This is a genomic window from Bacteriovorax sp. Seq25_V, assembly GCF_000447795.1.
GTDB lineage: Bacteria > Bdellovibrionota > Bacteriovoracia > Bacteriovoracales > Bacteriovoracaceae > Halobacteriovorax_A.
Map to the genome: position 1 here is coordinate 59,803 of NZ_AUNI01000015.1, position 22,796 is coordinate 82,598.

18 protein-coding genes and 1 pseudogene are annotated in these 22,796 nt (G+C 35.6%); 12 read left to right on the forward strand and 7 right to left on the reverse strand.

Annotated features, from left to right (window positions below):
• Nucleotides 1-70 precede the first annotated feature (70 nt).
• Nucleotides 71-238 (reverse strand): annotated as a pseudogene (locus M900_RS18045) (DUF5522 domain-containing protein); the annotation flags it as partial.
• Nucleotides 239-446: 208 nt separating this feature from the next.
• Between M900_RS18045 and M900_RS08030 the strand changes: the two are divergent.
• Together M900_RS08030 and M900_RS08035 are read left to right on the forward strand one after the other, a co-directional pair.
• The gene (locus tag M900_RS08030) at nt 447-2,108 is read left to right on the forward strand and encodes a long-chain-fatty-acid--CoA ligase (RefSeq protein WP_021274689.1); all 1,662 of its coding nucleotides are present in this window, start codon (nt 447-449) and stop codon (nt 2,106-2,108) included.
• Nucleotides 2,109-2,233: 125 nt separating this feature from the next.
• Nucleotides 2,234-2,731 carry a hypothetical protein gene (locus tag M900_RS08035; RefSeq protein WP_021274318.1) on the forward strand — a complete coding sequence of 166 codons (498 nt, stop codon included), beginning with the start codon at nt 2,234-2,236 and terminating at the stop codon, nt 2,729-2,731.
• Here M900_RS08035 and M900_RS08040 read toward each other — a convergent pair.
• Entirely contained in the window at nt 2,723-3,271 is a 549-nt protein-coding gene (locus M900_RS08040) for a hypothetical protein (RefSeq protein ID WP_021274683.1), read from the reverse strand. The genes M900_RS08035 and M900_RS08040 overlap by 9 nt on opposite strands.
• Before the next feature lie 192 nt (nt 3,272-3,463).
• Between M900_RS08040 and M900_RS08045 the strand changes: the two genes are divergently transcribed.
• The 4 genes from M900_RS08045 to M900_RS08060 all read left to right on the forward strand — a co-directional run bounded on the left by M900_RS08045 (nt 3,464) and on the right by M900_RS08060 (nt 10,328).
• Entirely contained in the window at nt 3,464-7,990 is a 4,527-nt protein-coding gene (locus M900_RS08045; protein WP_034732054.1) for a hypothetical protein, read from the forward strand.
• A gap of 164 nt (nt 7,991-8,154) precedes the next feature.
• Complete coding sequence (locus M900_RS08050) at nt 8,155-8,646, forward strand: hypothetical protein (protein ID WP_021274736.1); 492 nt, start codon at nt 8,155-8,157, stop codon at nt 8,644-8,646.
• A gap of 188 nt (nt 8,647-8,834) precedes the next feature.
• On the forward strand, nt 8,835-9,590 hold the full coding sequence (locus tag M900_RS08055) for a hypothetical protein (protein ID WP_021274467.1): 756 nt from the start codon (nt 8,835-8,837) through the stop codon (nt 9,588-9,590).
• Nucleotides 9,591-10,328, forward strand: coding sequence for a hypothetical protein (locus M900_RS08060; protein ID WP_021274519.1), 738 nt, complete (start codon nt 9,591-9,593; stop codon nt 10,326-10,328).
• Between the two features lie 38 nt (nt 10,329-10,366).
• Here M900_RS08060 and M900_RS08065 read toward each other — a convergent pair whose 3' ends face one another.
• Complete coding sequence (locus M900_RS08065) at nt 10,367-11,335, reverse strand: hypothetical protein (RefSeq protein WP_021274657.1); 969 nt, start codon at nt 11,333-11,335, stop codon at nt 10,367-10,369.
• 221 nt (nt 11,336-11,556) lie between these two features.
• Between M900_RS08065 and M900_RS08070 the strand changes: the two genes are divergently transcribed.
• A complete protein-coding gene (locus tag M900_RS08070; protein WP_021274521.1) occupies nt 11,557-13,131 on the forward strand; it encodes a hypothetical protein in 1,575 nt (524 codons plus the stop codon).
• On the opposite strand, the gene M900_RS08075 is transcribed toward M900_RS08070, so the two are convergent.
• The 3 genes from M900_RS08075 to leuS form a co-directional block, all read right to left on the reverse strand.
• Nucleotides 13,128-13,382, reverse strand: a complete 255-nt coding sequence (locus M900_RS08075) for a hypothetical protein (protein WP_021274777.1) — start codon at nt 13,380-13,382, stop codon at nt 13,128-13,130. The genes M900_RS08070 and M900_RS08075 overlap by 4 nt on opposite strands.
• Before the next feature lie 214 nt (nt 13,383-13,596).
• Nucleotides 13,597-15,072, reverse strand: coding sequence for a methionine--tRNA ligase (metG, locus tag M900_RS08080; RefSeq protein WP_021274482.1), 1,476 nt, complete (start codon nt 15,070-15,072; stop codon nt 13,597-13,599).
• A gap of 17 nt (nt 15,073-15,089) precedes the next feature.
• Nucleotides 15,090-17,495, reverse strand: coding sequence for a leucine--tRNA ligase (gene leuS / locus M900_RS08085; protein WP_034732278.1), 2,406 nt, complete (start codon nt 17,493-17,495; stop codon nt 15,090-15,092).
• 107 nt (nt 17,496-17,602) lie between these two features.
• On the opposite strand from leuS, the gene M900_RS08090 reads away from it, so the two are divergent.
• The 5 genes from M900_RS08090 (at nt 17,603) to M900_RS08110 (ending at nt 22,050) form a co-directional block, all read left to right on the forward strand.
• Nucleotides 17,603-19,375 (forward strand): retropepsin-like aspartic protease, encoded by a 1,773-nt coding sequence (locus M900_RS08090; protein WP_021274704.1) that lies wholly within the window; start codon nt 17,603-17,605, stop codon nt 19,373-19,375.
• Between the two features lie 102 nt (nt 19,376-19,477).
• Nucleotides 19,478-19,978, forward strand: coding sequence for a c-type cytochrome (locus M900_RS08095; protein ID WP_021274331.1), 501 nt, complete (start codon nt 19,478-19,480; stop codon nt 19,976-19,978).
• A 78-nt stretch (nt 19,979-20,056) separates the two neighbouring features.
• Entirely contained in the window at nt 20,057-20,449 is a 393-nt protein-coding gene (locus M900_RS08100; RefSeq protein WP_021274433.1) for a putative lipoprotein, read from the forward strand.
• Between the two features lie 3 nt (nt 20,450-20,452).
• A complete protein-coding gene (locus M900_RS08105) occupies nt 20,453-20,980 on the forward strand; it encodes a gamma carbonic anhydrase family protein (protein WP_021274575.1) in 528 nt (175 codons plus the stop codon).
• Nucleotides 20,965-22,050, forward strand: a complete 1,086-nt coding sequence (locus M900_RS08110) for a methyl-accepting chemotaxis protein (protein WP_021274735.1) — start codon at nt 20,965-20,967, stop codon at nt 22,048-22,050. The genes M900_RS08105 and M900_RS08110 overlap by 16 nt, the downstream gene beginning before the upstream one ends.
• A 48-nt stretch (nt 22,051-22,098) precedes the next feature.
• Here M900_RS08110 and M900_RS08115 read toward each other — a convergent pair whose 3' ends face one another.
• Complete coding sequence (locus M900_RS08115; protein ID WP_021274458.1) at nt 22,099-22,788, reverse strand: hypothetical protein; 690 nt, start codon at nt 22,786-22,788, stop codon at nt 22,099-22,101.
• Nucleotides 22,789-22,796: the final 8 nt, after the last annotated feature.

Genomic DNA, 22,796 nt, shown 5'->3' on the forward strand with positions numbered 1-22,796 from the left:
CGGTTAAGTCACTAAGTTTAAGGTCGTCTCTATTAATAGAGACTTCTGTTGGGGTGTCTTCATCAACGACTTTACCAAAACCAAATGGACAGTGGCGGCACCCTGATTTGCAGCAGAACCCTCTTTTGCGATGATATGCTTCTGTGAAGACAAGATTGCCATCTGGATCAGTATAGAAATCTTCTGGGGTTAGATTAGTTGACAATAGTAGTCCTCTAAAAAAATTTAGGCCCTTCATTCAAAGGGCCTTTCGTGTGTGTGTGAATGTTTTTATCCTAAAAACGAAGCAGGTTATATCCCCTAGGTATAGGAAACACAAGAAATAAAAGTTATTTTTATTGGATTTTGCAGTGTGGTAGATAACACAGTCTTGTAACTGCTTAGAAACTCTAATATCATAGATATTGTTTATTAGAAAAATTAATTCAAAATTAGTGAGGAAGGCTATGGAAAGACCTTGGTTAGCACATTATCAGGCAGGAGTGCCAGAAGAAATTAATGCGGACGCATACAATTCAATCCCTGAGATATTAGAGGAAAGTTTTGAAAAATTCTCAGCAAGTGACGCTTTTCACTGCATGGGAAAATCTCTTACTTATAGTGATATGGACTACCTCTCACGTAAGTTTGCTTCATATCTTCAAAATAATCTTGGATTAAAAAGAGGTGATAGGGTCGCAATCATGATGCCAAATATTCTTCAGTATCCAGTTGCGATGTTTGGGATTTTAAGAGCAGGTATGGTTTGTGTTAACGTTAACCCACTTTATACGGCAAGAGAACTTGAGCACCAGTTAAAAGACTCGGGTTCTAAAGCAATTATTATCTTTGAAAACTCAGCAAATGTTCTAGCTGAAGTTTTAAGTAAAACAGATGTCGAGCATGTACTCGTAACTCAAATTGGGGATATGTTAAAATTTCCAAAATCTTTACTTGTTAACTTTGTGATTAAGCATGTGAAGAAAATGGTTCCGAAGTGGACGATTAAGGGATCAATACCATTCTTAAAAGCTCTTGATGAAGGGGATGAATCAAAATTTACTAGAGCTGAGATTAAAAATGATGAGACTGCATTTCTTCAATATACTGGTGGAACAACTGGTGTGTCTAAGGGAGCTGATCTTACTCATAGAAATATTGTTGCAAATCTTAAGCAAGCTAAGGCTTGGATTTCTCCAATTACGAAAGAGGGGCAGGAGATTATTATTACTCCACTTCCGCTTTATCATATCTTCTCATTGACTGCGAATTGTTTTACTTTCTCTACACTTGGTGGAAAAAATATTCTCATCACAAACCCAAGAGATATTCCTGGATTTGTTAAAGAATTAAAGAAACACAAGTTCACAGCTTTCACAGGTGTTAACACGCTTTTTAATGGGTTATTGAATAATCCTGAATTTTCTACAATTGACTTTTCTTCACTGAAGTTAACTCTTGGTGGAGGAATGGCCGTGCAAAGAGCTGTTGCAGAAAAGTGGAAGAAAGTAACTGGAACTCCACTAATTGAAGCTTATGGTCTTACTGAAACTTCTCCAGCTGCTTGTATTAATCCAATGGATCTAAAAGATTACAATGGAAGTATTGGCCTGCCTGTTTCTTCAACAGAAGTATGTATTAAAGATGATGAAGAAAACACTCTTGGAGTTGGAGAGATTGGTGAAATCTGTATTAAAGGACCTCAGGTTATGAGAGGTTACTGGAACCGTCCTGAGGAGACTGTAAAGGTTATGACTAAGGATGGATTTTTTAAGTCTGGTGATATTGGGCTAATGAATGAGCAAGGTTTTTTCAAGATCGTTGATAGAAAGAAAGATATGATTCTTGTCTCTGGATTCAACGTTTATCCAAATGAAATTGAAGATGTTATTGTTCAACATCCAAAAGTTTTTGAATGTGCAGCTGTTGGTGTTCCTGATCCAAAGAGTGGTGAGATTGTGAAGATCTTCGTTGTTAAAAATGACGAGTCACTAACAGAAGAAGAACTGAAGGCATTCTGTAAGGAAAACCTAACAGGATATAAGGTTCCAAAGCTCTATGAGTTTAGAGCAGAGCTTCCGAAGTCAAATGTTGGTAAAATTCTAAGAAAAGACTTAAGAAATCAGTAAAAATTACAATAAAGGCCTCTTTTTGAGGCCTTTTTTTTTAGGTTTTTGTTAGATAAATACATTCTTCTAGACCAATTAGATAAATCTTTATATGTATGGCTCAATTTTAATATAGGGGGGCTTTCATGAAATTATTTATCGCTGGGTTAGTAGCTGGACTACTTTCTTTATCTATTCTTGCTTCGGGTCTCGACCTTGATGTTGCAAGACAACAAGTTTCTAAAACTTATGCTGAAGCAAGAGCTCTTTCAGAGTTTGGATACTCAGATTACACGCTTTACATGGGATCTCTTGGAGCTTCTACAGAGGATTCAATTTACTCTGCAATTTTAAATGAATATACAGGCTATAATGCTCCACACAAGTACCTTGATGTAAGAGAAGTTTCTATTGCTGATGCGGCTAGTACAATTGAAACTAGTTTCGCGAATATTTCGAAGAAAAATGGAGCTAGAGAATTACTAAATTCTTTAAAAGCTGATTTAGTTGATCTGATCAAGAAGAATGATCTATCAATTTACAAAATTGAGCATGAAGGTGGATTTGCTGGCTGTAAAGAGACGGCTCTTGTAGATCATAGCGCTTACAAAATTCTTATTTTTGGGTCTTGTTGGTCAGAATAATTTTTTTAATTCTTCAATTGTTTGCTGGTTATACAGGTTTACTCGTAAGCTTGTATAAGCAGCGTTCTTTACGACATCATTCTCAAATTCTTTTTTAGTCGCACCAGAAATCGCGTCGACCATTTCAGTAGGGTGACCAACCTTTTTAAAAATTTCAGGGTTCAAAGCAAGGATCATATCGAGTTTTTGATAATCTTTATCCGTAAATCTTGCATGATATTTTTTTGTTAAGCCAGGAATAGACTTCAACTTAACTAGTACCTTATCTTGATTATAAAAGAGCGTAAAAATTACGGGAAGACATTCACTATTACAGCCTGTGGTTGTCGTTATTTCTCTGATATAGCCGATAGTTTTATTCTTAGAGTTTTTAGCAACAAGTAGTTCCGTATTGATTGGATTATCACTAATTGGATCAGGAATTTTTTTAGAATCTGTTTTAGCTAAATCAAGGAAAACCCCTTGGTAAAATTTTAGTTTCTCAGGGCCCGGATTGGCAAAAATAGATAAAGAAATTAGTGCAAAAATAATTGTTCTCATTAGCTAATAATAACCTTAACGTCTGTGACTAGGCCAATAGGTAAATCTTTTATGAGTGTCTAAGGATTTGACAGTGTCTAAAATTTTCACCTATTTAGTTGATGTGTCATCATGATATCAGTAGCTTAACTGTTTGATTTGATGAAGTGAGTTGGCCCAGCTCTTGCTTATATATCTGTACTTGGGGGAAGTATGAATATTAGCAAAATCTGCACAGCAATTTTTATTTTCATCTGTTCATTTCAGATGGCATTTGCTGCACCAATTAGAGATTTAAGTTCAATCAATACAATGGACGCGGAAGAGGTTATTGGGCGCCTTGTTGAATTTAAAAATGCAGTAAGAGGAAACCCAAGTTGTGTTGAAAGTGAAGAGGAAGAGTCTAGTGTAGATGAAGCCTTAACTACAGAAGCACCATCTTACTATAGTTATTTAGAAACATTTAAGCAAAACTCATGTACTGCAACTTCCAATACAGTAGAAGAGCAGTTTCAATCTACTCCAAAAAAGTGCAAGAGCGAACCAAGTTTTGTAGAAAGATTAGTTAAAGAAATTTCAGAAGTTAAGATTGAAGATAATGAAGAATTAGATATCGCAAAATTTAGATCAATGATTCAAGTAGTTGTTGAAAGAGCGAATAAATATAAGAGAATGGTTGAGGATTTCCTAATCTCAAGTGCTGATGAGCAAGAAAAACGTGATGTTGTACTTGCTTATATGGATAGTGTTGTTGTTGCAATGAGAGATGTTTTCGTTGTTTTAAGGCCACATTCTTCTCTTTCTGGTTATTTTGCAGCTAATTTCTTTGTGAAAATTCCTTCTGGTTTATTTGAAGAATATACTGATGACTTCGACTACTTAAAACTAGGTAAGAATCCTTCAACAGATCCATACTTTTTTAATGTTAATGATAATGGTGATTACCTTGAAGTTTCATTTGATCAACATGCTATGGCGAGAAGAGATATTCAAACTATCGTTCAATATCCAATGGCAAAGAACTATCTTTATGCATTAAGACTTATGACGATCCAAATGATGGCATCTCAAATTAAAACTTATGATGTTATCGCTGGAAACCATAATTCACCAATTCAAATGCCGAAATCATGTTCAGTTAATAAGGCAAATGGTGTTTGGCCAAGCGAGTTGAACCTTGAAGTACGTGAAGATATTAGTGAAGGTTACCTAGATTCTGTTTTAGAAAATCACGGATTAATTTACAATGGTAGTAATGACCTTGTAATGAATTACTATATTGAAGACTCGAAAATTAACCCATTAAAAGATGCGATGTATGGAACTGTAGAGTTTAATAACTATACAAATGCAAACAAGGCAGAAAAATCGAATACAAATTATACTCCATATTTGAAGCCAAGCTTTGATGATATCACTGTTTACTCAAAGTTTATGGAAATGAAAAAAGGTATCGCAACTTGGGAATACTCATATCAGTCACAAGCAACAAGAAAATCAAAGTCAGTTACTAAGCAGTATAAAGATGTTCTTCTTCTTAATGAAGTTATCTCTGAGGAGAGTCCATATAAGTTTATTGAAGTACAAGCTGGAGATAAAAAAGTACAATTAAGACCATTCACTCTTAATGCTTCACCTTACATCTCACATAAGATGCAAGAGTTAGGTGCTACAAATATCGTTGATATTATTCCTACAGATGTTAAAGCAGAATTAAAATCGCATAAAATGAAACTTAATATTCCATCTCTATACAGCCCAAGCGCATATAGAAACTGGGGACTAAATAAGATTCACTCTGTAGTGAAAAGTCTTGTGAATGAGAAAGATGCAAAGTCTCCATATGTTAGAAGCTTTATTAAAGCTTGTCAGATTTCGTATCACCCATTTTGTGGACAAAATAAGAATCAAGATCTTTATAAGCACCTGGATGATTATCTATCAAAGTTTAATGTTGATGGAAAAGTTCTTCCAATTTCAAAATTAAATGAACTGGGACTGGAAAAAGACTACAGACTACTACATTTTCTTTGGAATGAGTTAAGAGATGCTCACGGTCTGATCCCGGAAGCAAATATTAATGAGTACGATTATCTAGTAGACCAAATGAACGTACTTAATCCAATTGCAAGAGCAAGGTTAAGCTATCTTCTAGCAAGAAGAGACTTAGTAGCACTACTAAATGGGAAGAAGCCAACATATGCAAAAACAGCTCGTGGATCAAGAATGACGAGAGACTATACTTGTCACAGAAATAACGTTTCAGGGCAAATCGCACGTCTTGATAAAGCAGCAGCTACATTACTTTTAGATAAGAAGCTAAGACCAGACTTTTTCACTTCATACTTAAATTCTGATGACAGCAAAGAGCTTTGGGCAAAAACAATTGAAGATGTTGACAGCAATAGCTCTCAACTATTTACAGCAAAGTTAGATGAGAAAAAAGTTTATAACTACCTACAAGATATCTCGTTCAAGACAATCCTTGATGGATCAGATGTTAAAAATGCGATAAGCGATATCATGAATGGTGAAATTAAATCTGAAAATGAAGATGCAATCGATGAATCACTTGATTCTCAAGAAGTAGACAGAATTGCATTCTTTAGAGATTTAATGAAGGAAGCAAAGCATGAGGATAGAATTGCAATGTATCTTGATAGAGCAAGTGAATTTGGGATTCAAGATGATCTTTCTCTAAAAGAGCAAATCCTAGCAGTTGATATGACTCTAAAGAGACATCTTTATAGAGATGTAATGCAAAGAGCTGCAGTTGAAAGAAAAGAACAAACTTATAAAAAATTAGAAGATATCTGTAATACAGATGAGAATGATCACGAAGGTTTAAAAGAGCATTTTTATGCAACAATGAAAGTTCAAGATAACTTAAATCAAATGATTGGGTTAAATGGAGCACCAGCGGAAATTCTAGAGAAAATCAACTCAATGTCAGATGAAGAGTGGCAAAATACAGGACTAGCAATCGGTGGTTTCCTGGTTGGTATGGCCGGAGTTATGCTTGCTGGTTCATGTGCCGTTTTAACTGGTGGACTTTGTGGAATCGCGGTAGCTGGACTGGTAACTGCTGGGATGGGTGCTCAAACTTACGTGTTTAAGAGTGAAGTAGGGATGAAGCTTAGAGCTAACCAGAGTGTTAGTCACGTTGAGGAGATGTCTGATCTTGGTTACACAGGTTCACTTGCTTCTGATAATGTTTCTAGAAGTTGGGCATGGGCAGTTATTGAGGGTGTTAGTATTATTCCTCTTGTTGGTCTATTCGCTCGTGGTGTGAATATGGGCGCGAAGATGACAAAAGAAAGTATCAAGGCAATTGTGCTCAATGCTTCAAAAGACAATCTTTCAAATGTATTCAAGCATGCTGGGAAATCTGCAAGAACAATCGTTGATGAAGCAGATGTAAACTTAGCTCGTGTTGTTCTAGGATTTGATTCTTACTCAGATAAGGTAAGACACTTATTCAATGGTAAGACTTTAGAAGATGCATCACTTGCAATTAAAAATGCATCATTAACTGGTGAGCAAGTTGTAGCACTTCAAAATAAAATTTCTAAGATTCAGAGAATGCACTCTGCTGGAAGACTAAGTGCTGGAAAGATGAAGGAACTTACAAAGAGAATCCTTACAGAAGTTCAAGAGTTAGCAATTAAAAATAGTGATGGTCTTTATAAGTATACTAGTAATGTTGTAACTGACATGTCTTTCAAGTCAGTAGATAAGCAAATGGCTAAAACAGTAGCTAAGTATTTTGGCGGAAATCCATCTGAGATGAGAGGGTTTATGGGAAGCTACATGAAAAAGTTTCTTCCTAAAAAATCAGGAATTTCTAAAGTAGCAAAAGCCAAAGCTGGGTACGAAGCAGCGAAAGAAGGAAAGTTTTTAACAGGTACTAACTGGATCAGACAAGCTTGGTATGAAAATACTTATAACATGGCTAAGAATGAAACTTCTTTTTTAAGAATCTATGATGAATTATCAAAACTTCCAAAAGCTGAATTTGAAAGCTATCTTGTGAAGAATGCTGATGAATTGACGGATATTTTTGTTAAGGCTCCTCTAAGAAAAAGAGATCTTCCATACTTATTTATTCAAGGTGGACCACATATGGGGGGAATCCTAAATGGAAGAAGACTACCAGGAATTCAGGAAATTGGTGAAGCAGTAGTAGTAAGAAAAATCTTCAATGCAAGAGCAAGACTAATTTCAGAAAGTGCAAAGGCGTCAGCAAGAGAAGTTCTTGGAGAAAGTAAGGTTCTTGCAGCAGATACACTTTCTCAGATTTTTAAAGCGTTCCATTCAACAACAAGAGAGAATGCTGTAAAGTTAGGTGGGACTGAAGGTAAAAATTTACTTAAAGAGTTAGCGGGAGTTAGAAAAATCGTTCTTGATTCAATGTATGAAGGATTAAACAAATCGCCGAAGTATATGGATCTTTTAAAGAAAAATGGAGTAAATGTATTTATTGATGGAAAGCTCAATAAAAAGCTTCTTAATAATCTTCTTTATGAAAGTAATAACATAAAGTCAGAAGTTTATGCTGATCTTTTATGGGGACTTGTTGATACAAAGAATATTTTTAAGATGAAAGAATTTGAATTCATTGCATACAAAGTGATGAGAGAGACAGTTAAAGATACAAGCGTAATCGGAATTCAAAAATATTTAGCGATGGTTAAGGTTCTGTTAATGAAAGATAGCCTAGGTGTTGTTGAATTATTCTAAAAAGATCTCGCCACGAATAGATCGTGGCGAAAAAATCCTTAAAACCAATTCGTCACAAATTAGCACTTGGTGTTGTTTGTGACTCTAATTAAAATCTAGTGTTGAACAATTAAATCTCGTTTAATAAATAAGTTTCACCGAAACAATTCAAAGGAGATTTAAAAATGAAAACAATTGCTATGATTACTTTTGCACTAATTACATCTGCAGCTTCGGCTTTAACTTACAAAACAACAAATGTTCCAACAATGCTAATGGAAAATGGATTTGAGTTTGAAAGTGTTAAAGTTACAAATATTTGCCAACAGGCAGATGGTTCATTCAAAACAATCGATAAAGTAAAAAACAAATGTGTTAAATATTCGAGAAATTTTAGAAGTGCCCAAGATTATAGAAATGCTGATAATGGTTGTCTAAGAACTGGTGCTATTCACCTATTTGCAGCAGAGACTGTTAAGAAAGGTTACTGCGCAGAATGGGGAAGAGAAGATGGTGAGTATGGATGTATTAGAATTGCATATAATACAGTTACGAGACCACTTGATTATGTAATCCAAGAAGTGATTATTGATACAAGAGGTGGAGACGATCGTGAAACTAGAGTTATTAAGAAAGTTCTTTCTAGTGAAGATTATACAATTCCAGCTTGTAACTAGTCATTAGTTTTGTGTGTGATGAAGCATAGGGACCCTGTGCTTCATCTTTCTAAGTGTCTAAAAGTATGTCTTTCTTTTTAAAAAGTGTTTTCAGATTACAAAATAAGCTCCTGAAATAATTACAAATTACTACAACAGAAATCTATTTTGATGTACAAAATATCTTATTTATTTAAAAAGGAATTACTGTGAAACTCCAGGTTATCATTGTCTTAATATTCTCGCTTTCAATTTTTGCTGTTTCTCCTAAAATTGACTTAAATGGAGCCAGCGTGGCCATCGAGAACGTTTGTTTTGATAATGGATTTATTCGTGAAAGAAGTGACCTTGCCGCACAGAATGTTTCTCCTGTTATAAAAAAAATAAACCTAGACTTGGGGTACGGAGAGTATTTTCAGAAAAATGAGGTGATTCAGTCTCAAATTAGATTTTATAATAGAGATTCCCAAAAATACGAAATTGCTCAAATTGATGAATGTAAAAATTCAATCTTATCAAAAATACCAAATGAAATAGTTGAAGATAGGGAAGCATCTATCGCTGAGGCCATTATTTATGGAAACCTCAAAAATCATGGAATAAACGACACATTCTATGAGAACTGGAGTCTTTATAAAGACTTTGCTGGTTACTTGAACAGTAATGGTAAAAAGTCTCATATTACTCTAGAAAAGAATTTATCTGAAAAGATAGAGAGTATCGATCCAAGCTCTTATTCTGAGTGGAATGACTTTTCTAAAAAGTATGTTGGAGGAGAGCAAAGTGGTGGAGGTTCTGGAAAAATAAGAGTCTCATTGAGTCTGGATTCAGACTTTTTAAAGAGAGCGAAAAAGAATAAGGATTTTTTGAATAGATTTTTAAAGCTTGATACTACTTATGAAAGTGTAATTTTATCAAAGGATAAATTACCCAAGAGCCAGATGTTTATTAAGGAAAAAAAATAAGTGCAAGAAGTTTCCGAACTTTCTACATTGATAGAGGATTTCTTAGCAACAAATAAGAATATCTCAATAAATGCCTTAGCAATGAGAATGAACATTGCTGAGACGACGTTGCGCCGAATTCGTGGAGGTAATCTTAAAAGATTACCTAATAATGATAATTTGTTAAAAATTATTTTCTATTTATTTAAATCAACAAATTTAAATGAAATAAAGAATAAGCTCCCTTCTGGTTTAAGAAACTTCTTCGAAAAAGAGTATTTACTGGTTGAGAACTGTAATGATAATCCTGTCACTGTTTTAGATTCTAATATTGTTGATAGCCAGATTACGTACCTCGTTCTAAAGCTAGCCTCTAATCACAGCGGTGTCCATCGTGATGAGATTTTAAGGCTTTTTGGTGAGTTGGGGATTATGTCGGCTAGACATTTATCCAAGGCTGATATTCTTTTTGAAGATGACCAAGTTTTTAAAACAAAAATGTCGGCATTTCGCTTACCTGACGATACTTTTATTAAAAACTTTAAAACAACAGCAGAATTTATAAAGACAGATCCACAAAAGAGAGATGGCCCAAACCTTTATTACAATCTTTCAGAATCACTCAATTTAGATGGGTTGACTAAGATTCAATCTATTCAAAGAAAAGCGGTAGAAGAAATATGCTTAATCTTAAATGATAAAAGTTACAAAGGTGAGCTGCCAGTTTTTGCACTCGTCGCTGTTGATACTCTAAAGTGAATTTTAAAACAAAAAAAAAGCTCCTTGCGGAGCTCCTTTTATTTTCTAGAGAAACAACCTTCTCTTTTAATGTAATCAAGCTTTGCTAGAAGATCATTTTTTTCCGCTTGGTCAGAAACACTTTCAGCTCTCTTTTCTAGAGTTCTGTAGAATGCATCCATTGTTCCCATATCCTCTTCTTTCATTGTCTTTGCTGTATCTTCAAGTAAGTCTTCCCATAGGTTTAACTCACTTGGAGTTAGACTGTCTGAGAAAATATTGTAAAGTTTGTGGCCATTGTCTGCATCAAACATATCAGTTGAGCCTGATTTCGTTTTTGAAACTTTTACGATAGCATCATAAACTCTTTTTTGCTCTTCTGTTCCATGCTTCGGAATCATCAGAAAGTAGATGAACGCTTCTTCATCAGTAGCACTTAAGCTTGGAGCACTTCCAAGTTTTGCTTTAGAAACTTCTGAGTTAATAAATTTTGATGCAGTCATTGGATCTTTAGCTTTCTTATTCATTTCTTTAAAGATTCTTTGAGAAGCTGGATCTTTAAGTTCATTTAGAGTGAAATTAAAGCCTGTTTCAGCAAGCTCTTTGTTTACACAAGGAGCACATGCAAGAATTGACTTGCTTCTAACTCCATATCTCTGAGATAAAAGAACTAGACTATTGATCGTTGTTACAAGCTCTTCTCTCGTAATTTCCTTAGAGTCTTTTGACATGACTTTCATCAGCTCTGCATACTTCGCTTTGTCTTCTGGGTTAGTGATTAACTTTCCCATATTCTTAAGTTCTTTCATTGAAGCAATTTTGCTAGAGCTTGAAATATCTTGTAGAGAATAACGAACGTTCTTTCCAACCTGTCCGATTACACCGCGATCAAAAATTCCTCTTGAAGTTAACAGAGTTTCAAGTTGCGCCTTATCTAGTAGTGCATCGAACACTTTTACTACCGATGCTTGTGTCAGAGGACTCACCATAAGTAGTGAAACTAGGGCGATTGTTTTAAAACACTTCATTATATATTCTCCTTACAAATATTTTATGCTACGCATCCTATCGGAGCCTAATTTCAAATTCTTAAGTAGAAAGGTCAAAATGTAAGGAAAAAACTGACAAAATCCAAATAAATCTAACCTAAAATCAGGCACTTAATGCGTGACGAAGTTTTGATTATCTCTATTGAAAAAGGTATGCTCTTTGAGCACAAAATAATTGACCCTTTGGCTTGGAGAAGCTTTTGTTTTTAAAAAAATTCTCTAAAATTCTAATTCTCCTTTCTTTAGTGACGGCTACGTACGCTGAAGACTCTGAACTATCAACTTGTCTTGAGTTGAAGAGTTTTTCTTTAGAGAAGGATTTCGGGGAGATTGAGTGTCTTGGCCAATATCATCACTATAATAGCGAGGCTACATCTCGTTACTATTCTTATACTGACGCAAGAAGGAAGAAGAATTTAAAAATAGGTTCTTTCAATCTTTATCAGTCGGGCTCATCGAGAACAGAATATAAAGACTACTCTGTAATTGCAAAAATCATTAATAAATTTGATGTCGTTGGTGCTGTAGAGCTAGTTTCAATTATTGGTGTATATAAAGCTCATAATGAATCACTTGTTGATTACTATAAGCAAGAGCTTTCAAACCTTCAGCATGCTATTGATGCGGGTGATGAACAAAAGAAGTTTGAATTATCGAATAAGTTAAAATTTATTAAGGAACAGTACGAGCTTCCTGGATATGTTAAAATCTTAAAAGAGCTTCGTGAGCTTGACCCAAGCTGGGCACTTCTTTTAACTCCAAATGAAGAAGGTTCAGAAAATGCTACCATTAAAGAACTTGGTGGTTTTTTCTACCGAGCAAGATATGTAAAGCCGGTAGTTAATGAGTACTGTGAAGCCGCATATGCTGGTATAGAGGATTCATTCGCTTGTTATCCAAAATTTGATTCAAGCTTTTATGGGAAGGATGTAGCAGATCTTGTTTCACGTAGACCATTTATGGCTTCTTTTAGAAGTGGGAGCTTCGACTTTACGGGTCTAGCAGTTCACACAATTTATAATGCTCCAAACGATGAAGACTTCAGAAAAAGACTTACCCAAGCAGCTTTTGGTGTCGACACCTATACAGAGGTTGAGGGATTAAGATCGGATACATATGCAAGATTTGCAGAGTTAACTCACGTGGTAGATTTTAGCGAAAAGCTTAGAAAATCATTCACTGAAAAAGATATTATTATCATGGGTGATTTCAATCTTGAGAGTGGAGAGTCTTATTGGTCAAAATTATTTGCGTCGAATAAGAAATTAGAACTTAAAATTGAAGAACCAACGTCTCTAGCTTTATCTCGTTATAAATCAGATGGATCTGAATCTGGTGGAACTTCTCGTAATTTTGATCACTTCATTATTGATAAAGAATATAGTGTTGAGTGTGACGGAAAAGATAGCGCGAAAGCTTATAACTTTCTCGAGAATGAAATTAGATCTATTATTGATGATAAATTTTTAATTAGATCTGATGAAACTTATACAGACGAGGAAACAAAGCTTGTTATGTATAAGAAGTCAGATGCTGCGGACAAAATTATGCAGGATCTTGAAGCGAACTATGTAGAAAAAATCTCTGAAATGTACACAGTTAAAAAAGGTGAGATTGTTAAAAGATTTGATACAGAAGAAAAGCTTGAAGACTTTAGAAGAAAATTATTTGAACCTCAATTATTTGAGCGTTCGTATTATCGCTATATGCAGGAAACGATCAGTGATCATATTCCTGTTTCATTAACTTGTTCTAATACTTTTGATAGAGATTAAGCAGAGTAGTTTTTTAAACTATTCTCAGCATCGATAACTGCCCAACCATATTTGGAACCATTTTGAATCGGAGAGATACTTTGTATATCTCCTTTAATTGTCATTGTTAAGATGACTTTACGAAGTGCTGCATGAGCCTGCTTTGTGGCCTCATATCTTTCTTTATCTCCGGCGACTTGATTTCTCTTGAACTTCTTCATCATCTCTTCAAGTCCAGCGCAAACTTCTTCAAGTACATCTTGTTTAATCATCAGTTCTCCAACTAAGTAACTGCTCTAAAGTGTAGTGTATATCGGGCGTAATGAGATTTACTTAAGTAAAGTTAAGAAAATTTAATCCAAGCTATTGTTTATAAACATTTATTAATTGTGTTTATTTAGATCAGTGTAAACAGTGTTCATAAAAATTGTCGTGTTTTATTGGTACTTTAAAAAGGGGCCAAGTGTGACCCCTTTTTCTATAGATTTAGGCTTCGATTTTTGGGAATAGGGCTACTGGTTCAGTAAGCTTAAATGAAGCTTTCCCAAACTCTAGTGAGTCAATTGTATTCAGTGAACTTCCAATAAATGTTAGAGCACTCGCTGCTGTTGTCGGCATAAATGCTTGAAGCATAAAAGTCACGGCCTGCATTCCATAAAGACAGTTATAAACAATGTGTTTAAACTGCTTTAAATCCTCTTTATGTTTCCATGGCTCTTTATCGTTAACATATTGATTGAGTGAATAAATGAATTCCCAGATTGTCTCGATTGCTTTGTTATGCTCTCTTTCATCCATAAATGATTTTGCTTTTTTAAATGTTTCAGAGCAGTCGATTTCTTGAGTCACGTCTGTTGCATCAATATTAACGTCTCCAAGAGTCTTCATTGAAAGCTTGATAACTCTCATGAGGAGATTTCCATAATCATTTCCAAGCTCAGTGTTATGCTTAGAAACTAATTCTGCCTCAGAGAACTTCCCGTCACTTGAAGCTGAAATATTTCTAATTAGGTAATATCTAAAAGTATCACATGGATACTTTGCAAGCATATCCATTGGGTCAACAACGTTACCAAGAGACTTACTCATTTTCTTTCCATCTTCAGCAAGCACCATACCGTGTACATAAACTTGCTTTGGAAGAGGGAGATCACAAGCTTTTAGGATACATGGCCAAATCACAGAGTGAAACCATAGAATGTCTTTTCCAATAACGTGCATATCTGCTGGCCAGAATTCTCTTTGTGATTCATTTAGAGCAGAGTAGTAGTTAATGAGTGCATCAAACCAAGTGTACATAACAAACTTATTATTTCCTGGTACTTCAACTCCCCATCCCTGATTCGGTCTTGAGATTGAAAGATCCATTAAGTCATCACCTTCAAGACGGCTAAGGATTTCGTTATACTTTGTTTTTGGAGTGATGAATGTTGGATTAGCTTTTAGGTAATCAATAATCCATGACTGGAAGCTTGAAAGCTTGAAGAAGAAACCTTCCTCTTCTTTGATATCAAGTGGCTTGTGGTGCTCTGGGCAGTTTCCATCTGGAGCTTGAGACTCTGTATAGAAAGACTCGCAAGAAAGACAGTACTTTCCACTGTAGTGACCGTGGTGAATTAATCCCTTGTCTTCAATTTTCTTCCATAGCTCATGACAAACATCATGATGTCTTTTTTCTGTGGTCCTAATGAAGTCGTCATATTTAACGTCTGCTTTCTCGCATAATTCTTTAAAGAACACTACGTTTTCATCAACGTAGTTTTGAGTATCTTTACCAGCAGCTTTTGCTGATTCTATTAGCTTTTGTCCATTCTCATCTGTTCCTGTTAGGTAATGAGTTTGGTAGCCTAGAAGTTTGTACCAACGATTATAACTATCAGTGATAATTTTCTCATAAGCATGACCAATATGTGGTCTTCCGTTTGGATAATCAATTGCAGTTGTACAATAAAATTTTGTCATTTATTTAATCCTTATTCTTACTTAACGACGATGTTACAAATCTTTCCTGGAACGTAAATTTCTTTCACTATATTTCCAGTTAGGTACTTCGCTACTTTTTCATCTTCTTTGGCCAGTTTTAGGAAGTCATCTTTTGAGATGTCAGCTGGTACATCAAGAGTTGTTCTTGTCTTACCATTAACCTGAACTGCCATTGTGATAAGATCATCTTTTGCAAGAGCTTCATCAAATGATGGCCACTGAGCATAAGTAATTGACTCGTTATTACCGTGAATATTCCATAGCTCTTCCGCTGTGTGAGGAGCATATGGTGCAAGGAGTTTAGCAAAAGTAGTAGCCGTTTCTTTTGAAACTTTCTTCTTACCGATGATCTCGTTATTCATTACCATCATCGCAGAGATACCAGTGTTAAATCTCATATTCTCGATATCTTCAGTTACTTTTTTAATTGTCTTGTGAAGAACTTTTAAAACAGCCTCGTCAGTCTCTTTATCACCAGAGATGTTAGCTACGTCACCATAGAAAGAGAAAGACTTTCTTAGGAAATTGTGAACACCCTTAACTCCATTTGTTTGCCATGGTTTTACTTTTTCAAGTGGACCCATGAACATTTCATAAAGTCTTAAAGAGTCGGCACCAAACTCATTGACAATATCATCAGGGTTAATAACGTTTCCACGCGATTTACTCATTTTCTCGCCGTCTTCACCAAGAATCATTCCTTGGTTAACTAGCTTTTGGAATGGTTCTTTAGAGTTTACAAATCCAAGATCAAATAAAACTTTATGCCAGAATCTTGCATAGAGTAGGTGAAGAACGGCGTGCTCAACACCACCAACGTAAAGGTCAACTGGTAGCCAGTATTTTTCAAGATCTTTATCCCAAGCTTTTTCTTCATTTCTTGGATCGATGAAACGGAGGTAATACCAACAGCTTCCTGCCCAGTTAGGCATTGTGTTTGTTTCTCTCTTTGCTTTCTTTCCTGTTTTTGGATCTGTGATGTATAACCACTCATCAATCGTTGCAAGTGGAGACTCACCAGTTCCAGATGGCTCATACTTTTCAACTTGAGGAAGTGTTACAGGAAGTTCATCTTCATCAAGACATCTTACTGTTCCATCTTCATATTTAATAATTGGGAATGGTTCTCCCCAGTATCTTTGACGTGAGAATAACCAATCTCTTAATTTATAATTTACTTTCTTTGTTCCAAGGTTTTTTTCCTCAAGCCAAGCGATCATTTTAGAAATTGCTTCAGCTTTACCAAGACCATTCAGGAAGTCGGAGTTAACGTGTTCTCCGTCTCCAGTGAATGCTGCTTCATTAACATCTCCACCTTTTAAAACTTCAATAATTGGAAGTTCAAATTTCTTTGCAAATTCCCAGTCTCTCTCATCATGTCCAGGAACGGCCATGATAGCACCAGTGCCGTAAGAAATGAGAACATAGTCCGCAATCCAAATCGGAGTTTTCTGTCCATTCGCTGGGTTGATAGCGTAGGCACCAGAGAAAACACCAGACTTGTCTTTGTTAAGGTCTGTTCTTTCAAGATCTGATTTTTTTGCTGTTGCTTCGATATATTCTTTAACTGCCGCTTTGTGTTCGTCAGTTACAATCTTAGAAACAAGCTCATGCTCTGGCGCGATTACCATATAAGTTGCACCAAAGAGAGTATCTGGTCTTGTCGTAAATACTTCTAAAGAACCGTGACCACCTTCGATTTCGAAGTTAACAGTTGCACCTTCACTTTTTCCAATCCAATTTCTTTGAAGTTCTTTAATACTTTCTGGCCAATCAAGATCATCAAGGTCTGTTAAGAGTCTTTCTGCGTACTCAGTAATTTTTAACATCCACTGCTTCATTGGTTTTCTAATTACTGGGTGACCACCAACTTCAGATTTCCCGTCAACAACTTCTTCGTTTGCAAGAACTGTTTTTAGGTGAGGACACCAGTTAACAGAAATTTCGTCTTCGTATGCAAGACCTTTGTTGTATAGTTGTACAAAAATCCACTGAGTCCATTTGTAGTAATCTTTATGTGAAGTCGCTAACTCGCGATTCCAGTCATAACTCATTCCAAGAGACTTAAGCTGAGTCTTAAATGTTCCAATATTTTTCTTCGTTGTTACTTCTGGGTGTGTACCAGTTTTAACTGCATAGTTTTCAGCTGGAAGACCAAAACTATCCCAACCCATTGGATGAAGAACGTTGAAGCCTTTCATTCTCTTGTAGCGAGACATGATATCAGTAGCAGTGTAACCTTCTGGGTGTCCTACGTGTAGGCCTTGTCCCGATGGAAAAGGGAACATGTCTAGTGCATAAAATTTTGGTTTGGAGTGATCGTATACATCTGTTTTAAATGTGTCGTTCTCATCCCAAAATTTCTGCCATTTCTTTTCGATTTCGCTGAAGTTGTACTGCATCATATCCTCTCTAAAAAGTCTTTATTTGATCATTGATTTAATTAGAGAGATACTATCAAAACTTAATCTTTTTAAAAAGTTTTAGCTTCATTAATATAGGGGTATTTGTGAATCTTTTTTATTGCGCAGTGCTAGCGTTTTTTATCTCATTTCAATCTTTTTCGGCCGAGATAAAAATTACTAAGAATATCGGACCATTAGTTATCGTTCGTATCGATGGACTCGACTATTTGCTCGATACGGGATCAAACGCAAATTTTATTGATTCAAGTTCTCTCGAGGCGCTATCGACGAAACTTAAGCGTAAACCAGAGCTAGATAAATTCGTAAATACTTTTGCAGGAAAATCCAAAAGTGAAGGTTATGAGCTTTCTTTGCAAGTGGAAGATTTTAAGTTTGGCGATATGGAAACTTATGTGATGGATACCCAGAAGTTCAATGAAAAATTAGACGGAATCAATTGCTGCGCTGGTATTCTAGGGATGCCATTTTTAAAAAAGTATCCACTTGAAGTAAATATAATAGAAAAGAAAGTCACTTTCTCTAAAAAGCTTCCAGTAACTAAGGACCTTCAAAAATTTAAAATTAATATTGTTGGAAAAGATACAATTACTTTTAAATGCGATAAATTTCTTTATCGTCTTGATACGGGAAGTGAGGTTCCTGTGATTTTCCATCGCCACATTGTCGATAAATATTATCTTCGAGAGCAAATGTATGAGCAGGGTTTCTCTGGCAGTGGCCTACCATTTTTTGAAGTGCCGAATTTGAGTTGTTCGGGAATAAAGCTTGAAAACATTATAGGAACTTACTTTTATGGTTCTAGTGGAGCACTTACTCACACAGAAGTTGCAGGCAATGTTGGTGGATTTATTTTAGGAGAACACTATATTTTAAATTTATCTAAGAAAGAACTGTATATCGCTAAGAAGCCCATGGTATTTAAGGTTTCGAGCAAAAAGTTCACAGTGAGATTTGAGGAGAAAAATAAACAACCTGGTCATTTATCTCTCAACTCTCAAGCGAAAGCTCTTATTGTAAACGCATGTGCTGAAGCCTCTGATATCGAAAGCTGTATAAAGAAAGTGTGTGAAATAGAAAAACAAAAAATTTGCACTTTTAAAAGATCGGGAAGTGCCCTAGATGATTTCACAAACTTTTACTTCCCTTTGAAGACGGCTGATTGTTCGTTATCCCGTGTTGTTAGTGAACTAAGAGAAAGGCCTATTAGGTATAATTTTTGTTGGTTAAAATTATTTGAAGTAAATCATAAGGAAGCCTACGGCGATGATGTTGAGTTATCTCTCCCAAAATCTTTTGAGTCATTAAAGGATAAAGTTGTTTTAAGACAGATTGAAAATATTGTTCATGTCGCTTCTGATTATTACTGCCTAGCTAAGCACAATCGTCTTTTTAATGAAAAGGATTTAAATGCTGCTCTTTTTCCACTTTCAATTCGTGGTATGTCATTTAGCCGAGAAAGTTTAAAAACCTATGGAGATTGGCTTAAAACTGCCGATGGAAAAAATTGTAACCAAGAACTTATTGATACATATGGTGTTGGTATAAATAAAAAAATAGATAAAAAGTTCACTAAAAATAATCTTATTGTTGTAAATCCTTGGACGATCTTGGGGGATGGGACTGATCATTATGACCTGAACTATAGGAAGACTTTGCAACATGAACTTCTACACGCAGTTTTTTCGACAGATAAGAAAAAGAGGGAGCAGGCGAAAAGTGAATGGAGCGCCCTGTCAGAAAAAGAGCAGGAATCTTTTAAAAAGGCGCACCCATCGTATAATTTTGCAGATGAAGACATTTTGCTGAGGGAGTATTTCTCATATAAGTATGAGAGCTCTGAAGCACTAGCTAAATAATGACGCAGGTGGAGACAAAAGTCTTACCTCTTTTGTTGCCAATTTTAAGGCAAAAGCTTATACTTGGACTTAAATTTTGGCATAATATATTGTGGAGAAGCGATGACACGTCTTGTGATTTTCTGTCTATTTTTAAGTGGTTTAGCAATCGTTATGAACTTTTCAAGTTATAACGATATCAAATTAGACAGTGATAGATTTAATATGGAAGCAGCAGAGAAAGCACATGAGGCCCATGTTGAAGAACTAGCTGAATTAGCAAAAATGCACGCGGAAGCGACAACACCAAAAGTTATCTCTGATGATGTCGTTGTTGAAGAAAAGCCACTAGTAGAACTTGTTACACCTGCTCTTGTTAGAGCTGATAAGCTTTATAAACAGTGTATTGCTTGTCACGGTAAGGGTGGAGAAGGGAAATCAGCGAATAAAGCGCCAGGTATTGGTGGACAATTTGACTGGTATATTTCAAAACAACTTACTGATATGAGAGATGGTGTAAGAGTTAACCAGCAGATGCTTTCTATCGTAAGAAAACTTTCTGATCAAGATATAGCGGATCTATCGGCATATGTTTCTAAACTCCCATGGGGTTATAAAAAATAATTCAGATAATTAGGCCTCCTCTTGGAGGCTTTTTTGTTTCTGTAGTATAATGTCCTTATCTTCAATAAGGATGGCATCATGAAAAAATTATTTTTAATTTTAAGTCTTATTACACTGGCTTCGTGCTCATCAAAGCCCGTGCTCTATCCAAATCAAAAACTCAAAACAGTTGGTAAAGAAAAATCTCAACAGGATATTGATAACTGTATGGCCGAGGCTGATACATTTCTTGAATCTGAAAAAGGTAAGAAAATGGTGAAGTCGGCGGGAGCCGGAGCATTTATGGGAGCAGCAATGGGAGCAGTCTCAGGACTTATTTTTGGTGATGTGAAAAGAGCCGTGACTTCAGGCGCTGCAATTGGTGGTACAGCAGGTGCTGCGGGAGCTGCGATTTCTCCTGATGAATTGAAACAGAGATATGTCAACAGATGTCTAGCAAAACAAGGCTACGATGTCATGGGATGGAATTAATTAATGACTTTATACACGTATAAGAATATCGCACCAAAAATTGAAGACGGTTGTTTTGTTGCTGACAGTGCAGATGTAATTGGAAAAGTTTTCATGGGAAAAAACTCAAATCTATGGTTCCAAGTTGTAGCTCGTGGAGATGTGAATGAAATTCATATTGGTGAGAATACAAATATTCAGGACCTATCGATGCTTCATGTGATTGATGAACTACCATTAATTATTGGAAAGAATGTGAGTGTGGGGCACAAAGTAACTTTACATGCCTGTACAATCGGTGATGGCTGCCTAATTGGTATGGGGGCTACTGTTCTTGATGGGGCTGAAATCGGAGAGAACTCTTTGGTTGCTGCGGGTAGTGTAGTTCCACCAGGGAAGAAATACCCGGCAGGAAGTTTTATTATCGGTGCTCCTGCTATTGTTCGCCGTCCGCTGACAAGTGAAGAAATTGATCGCTATTCAAATCACTATAAAAGTTATCTAATTACGAAAGAAGAATATCAAAAGGAAGTTAAATGTTTAAATGGCTAAAGGGGAGAAAAAACTCTAAACAACAAATCGTTGAAGTTGAAAAAATAATGGATCTGCATACACATGAAGTTGAAAAATTTGAGTCTGGTGAAATGATTCAAGAGGATAAAAATCTTCAAGAAAAACTACTCTTACTTGAAGAAGAAAATAAGCATTTAAAAGCAGCGATGGCCGATATTCAAGGTTTTCTTGCTGACTCAGTTGGAATGAGTCAAAATGCAGTAGATGCGTTCTTAGGAAATGAAGAAAAATTTAAAGTGATTATTTCTGATTCTGGAGTGATTGAAAAAAATGTTGCTCATTTGAGTGAACTTATCTCTAGTACGAATAAAGTTGTAGATCTCGTTAACGAAAAAACTGATTTTGTTTTAGATATCGTTAAAACAATTGAAGAGATTGCATTACAAAGTAAGTTACTTTCTTTTAATGCCTCGGTAGAGGCCGCAAGGGCGGGTGAAGCCGGAAAGGGTTTTTCTGTTGTGGCACTTGAAGTCCAAAAAATGTCAAATCAAACGTCTCAAAGTCTTGAGCAAATTAAGCATGGAGCAACGGAGATTTTAAATTCTGCCAAAGAGCTTGGCCACTCGATGGTTGTCACAAAAAATGAAACAGATGAAATTGTAACGAGACTAAATAATTTTATAGATGAATTAGAGCAAGCAATTGTTGTTAACTCAAAATCTTTAAAAAATGTTTATAGTGTTAATGATAGGATTTTTGTTTCCCTTGCTAAAATTGATCATATTGTTTGGAAAATTAATACGTATTTGACGTTACTAACTGAGCAAAAAGTTTTTGATTTTGTTGATCATCATAACTGCCGTTTGGGAAAATGGTATGAAACAGGACTTGGAAAAGATAACTTTTCAAATATTGCTGGATATTCAGATATTATTTCACCACATGCCCATGTTCACCAAAGTACTAAAGTTATTTTCGATTATATTAATAATGAATCTGACTTTAGTTCCGCAGTAAACGCAATCTCTGAAATGGAGAGAGCGAGTACAGAATTATTTTCTCACTTAAATCTATTAATAAAAACAAAAGAAAATTTAAACCAAGTATAAAAAAAAGACCCCTGGAGAAGGGGTCTTTTGCGTATAAGCTTTCAAACGTTATAGTTGTTCGTTTTCAAAAAGCTTATTAATTGCTTTACCGTTTAGGCTTCTGATGTGAAGAAGTACCTTTTCTCTTTCGATATCATTTGGAACTTCTACTTCCATTTCGAATGGAACCATTTTCATTGGACAGAAGTCAGAGACTTTTTTCATCTTCGCTGCGAATGAGTAGGCATCTTTTTTATTTGAATCGACATCAACTCTTTCTTCTACGAAGCAGTCTGAAGGGTTTTGACCTTGCAGTTTTAGAATTCTACTTCCTTCTATAACTTGAGCATTTTCAACATTGGCAAGAATTTCATCTTCCATACCGTCAGATGAGAACTCATCAACGTAAAGGTCAGATCTTTGTTGTCCATTGATCATAACTCTGTACCAGCCTTTGTCGAGTAGTCCAATTTGAGCACTTGATAGGAATGGGACTACCATCTCAGCACAGCCAACAGCACTTTCTCTTCGCTCTGCCTGAATGGCAATTTCGATATCTTTACCAACAACTTTAACTTCCGAAGAAGGATTGAAGTAGCAAAGGTTTGGAAGGACACCTTCAACAACGACCTCGACGTTATCGTTAGAATTGTATCCTTTAGGAGAGTAGACATGTAGTGCTGGTACAGCTTCTATATGCATTGCGTTCGCCCCTAGGGCCATAAGTATTATAAATGCAATTTTATTCAGTGATTTCATAACTTCCT

Excerpts from the sequence above, each read along its gene's own strand:
- leuS (WP_034732278.1), bottom strand. The coding sequence starts at position 17,495 with ATGCAGTACAACTTCAGCGAAATCGAAAAGAAATGGCAGAAATTTTGG.
- metG (WP_021274482.1), bottom strand. The coding sequence starts at position 15,072 with ATGACAAAATTTTATTGTACAACTGCAATTGATTATCCAAACGGAAGA.
- M900_RS08100 (WP_021274433.1), top strand. The coding sequence starts at position 20,057 with ATGAAAAAATTATTTTTAATTTTAAGTCTTATTACACTGGCTTCGTGC.
- M900_RS08065 (WP_021274657.1), bottom strand. The coding sequence starts at position 11,335 with ATGAAGTGTTTTAAAACAATCGCCCTAGTTTCACTACTTATGGTGAGT.
- M900_RS08030 (WP_021274689.1), top strand. The coding sequence starts at position 447 with ATGGAAAGACCTTGGTTAGCACATTATCAGGCAGGAGTGCCAGAAGAA.
- M900_RS08035 (WP_021274318.1), top strand. The coding sequence starts at position 2,234 with ATGAAATTATTTATCGCTGGGTTAGTAGCTGGACTACTTTCTTTATCT.
- M900_RS08110 (WP_021274735.1), top strand. The coding sequence starts at position 20,965 with ATGTTTAAATGGCTAAAGGGGAGAAAAAACTCTAAACAACAAATCGTT.
- M900_RS08095 (WP_021274331.1), top strand. The coding sequence starts at position 19,478 with ATGACACGTCTTGTGATTTTCTGTCTATTTTTAAGTGGTTTAGCAATC.
- M900_RS08050 (WP_021274736.1), top strand. The coding sequence starts at position 8,155 with ATGAAAACAATTGCTATGATTACTTTTGCACTAATTACATCTGCAGCT.
- M900_RS08045 (WP_034732054.1), top strand. The coding sequence starts at position 3,464 with ATGAATATTAGCAAAATCTGCACAGCAATTTTTATTTTCATCTGTTCA.
- M900_RS08040 (WP_021274683.1), bottom strand. The coding sequence starts at position 3,271 with ATGAGAACAATTATTTTTGCACTAATTTCTTTATCTATTTTTGCCAAT.
- M900_RS08105 (WP_021274575.1), top strand. The coding sequence starts at position 20,453 with ATGACTTTATACACGTATAAGAATATCGCACCAAAAATTGAAGACGGT.
- M900_RS08075 (WP_021274777.1), bottom strand. The coding sequence starts at position 13,382 with ATGATTAAACAAGATGTACTTGAAGAAGTTTGCGCTGGACTTGAAGAG.
- M900_RS08115 (WP_021274458.1), bottom strand. The coding sequence starts at position 22,788 with ATGAAATCACTGAATAAAATTGCATTTATAATACTTATGGCCCTAGGG.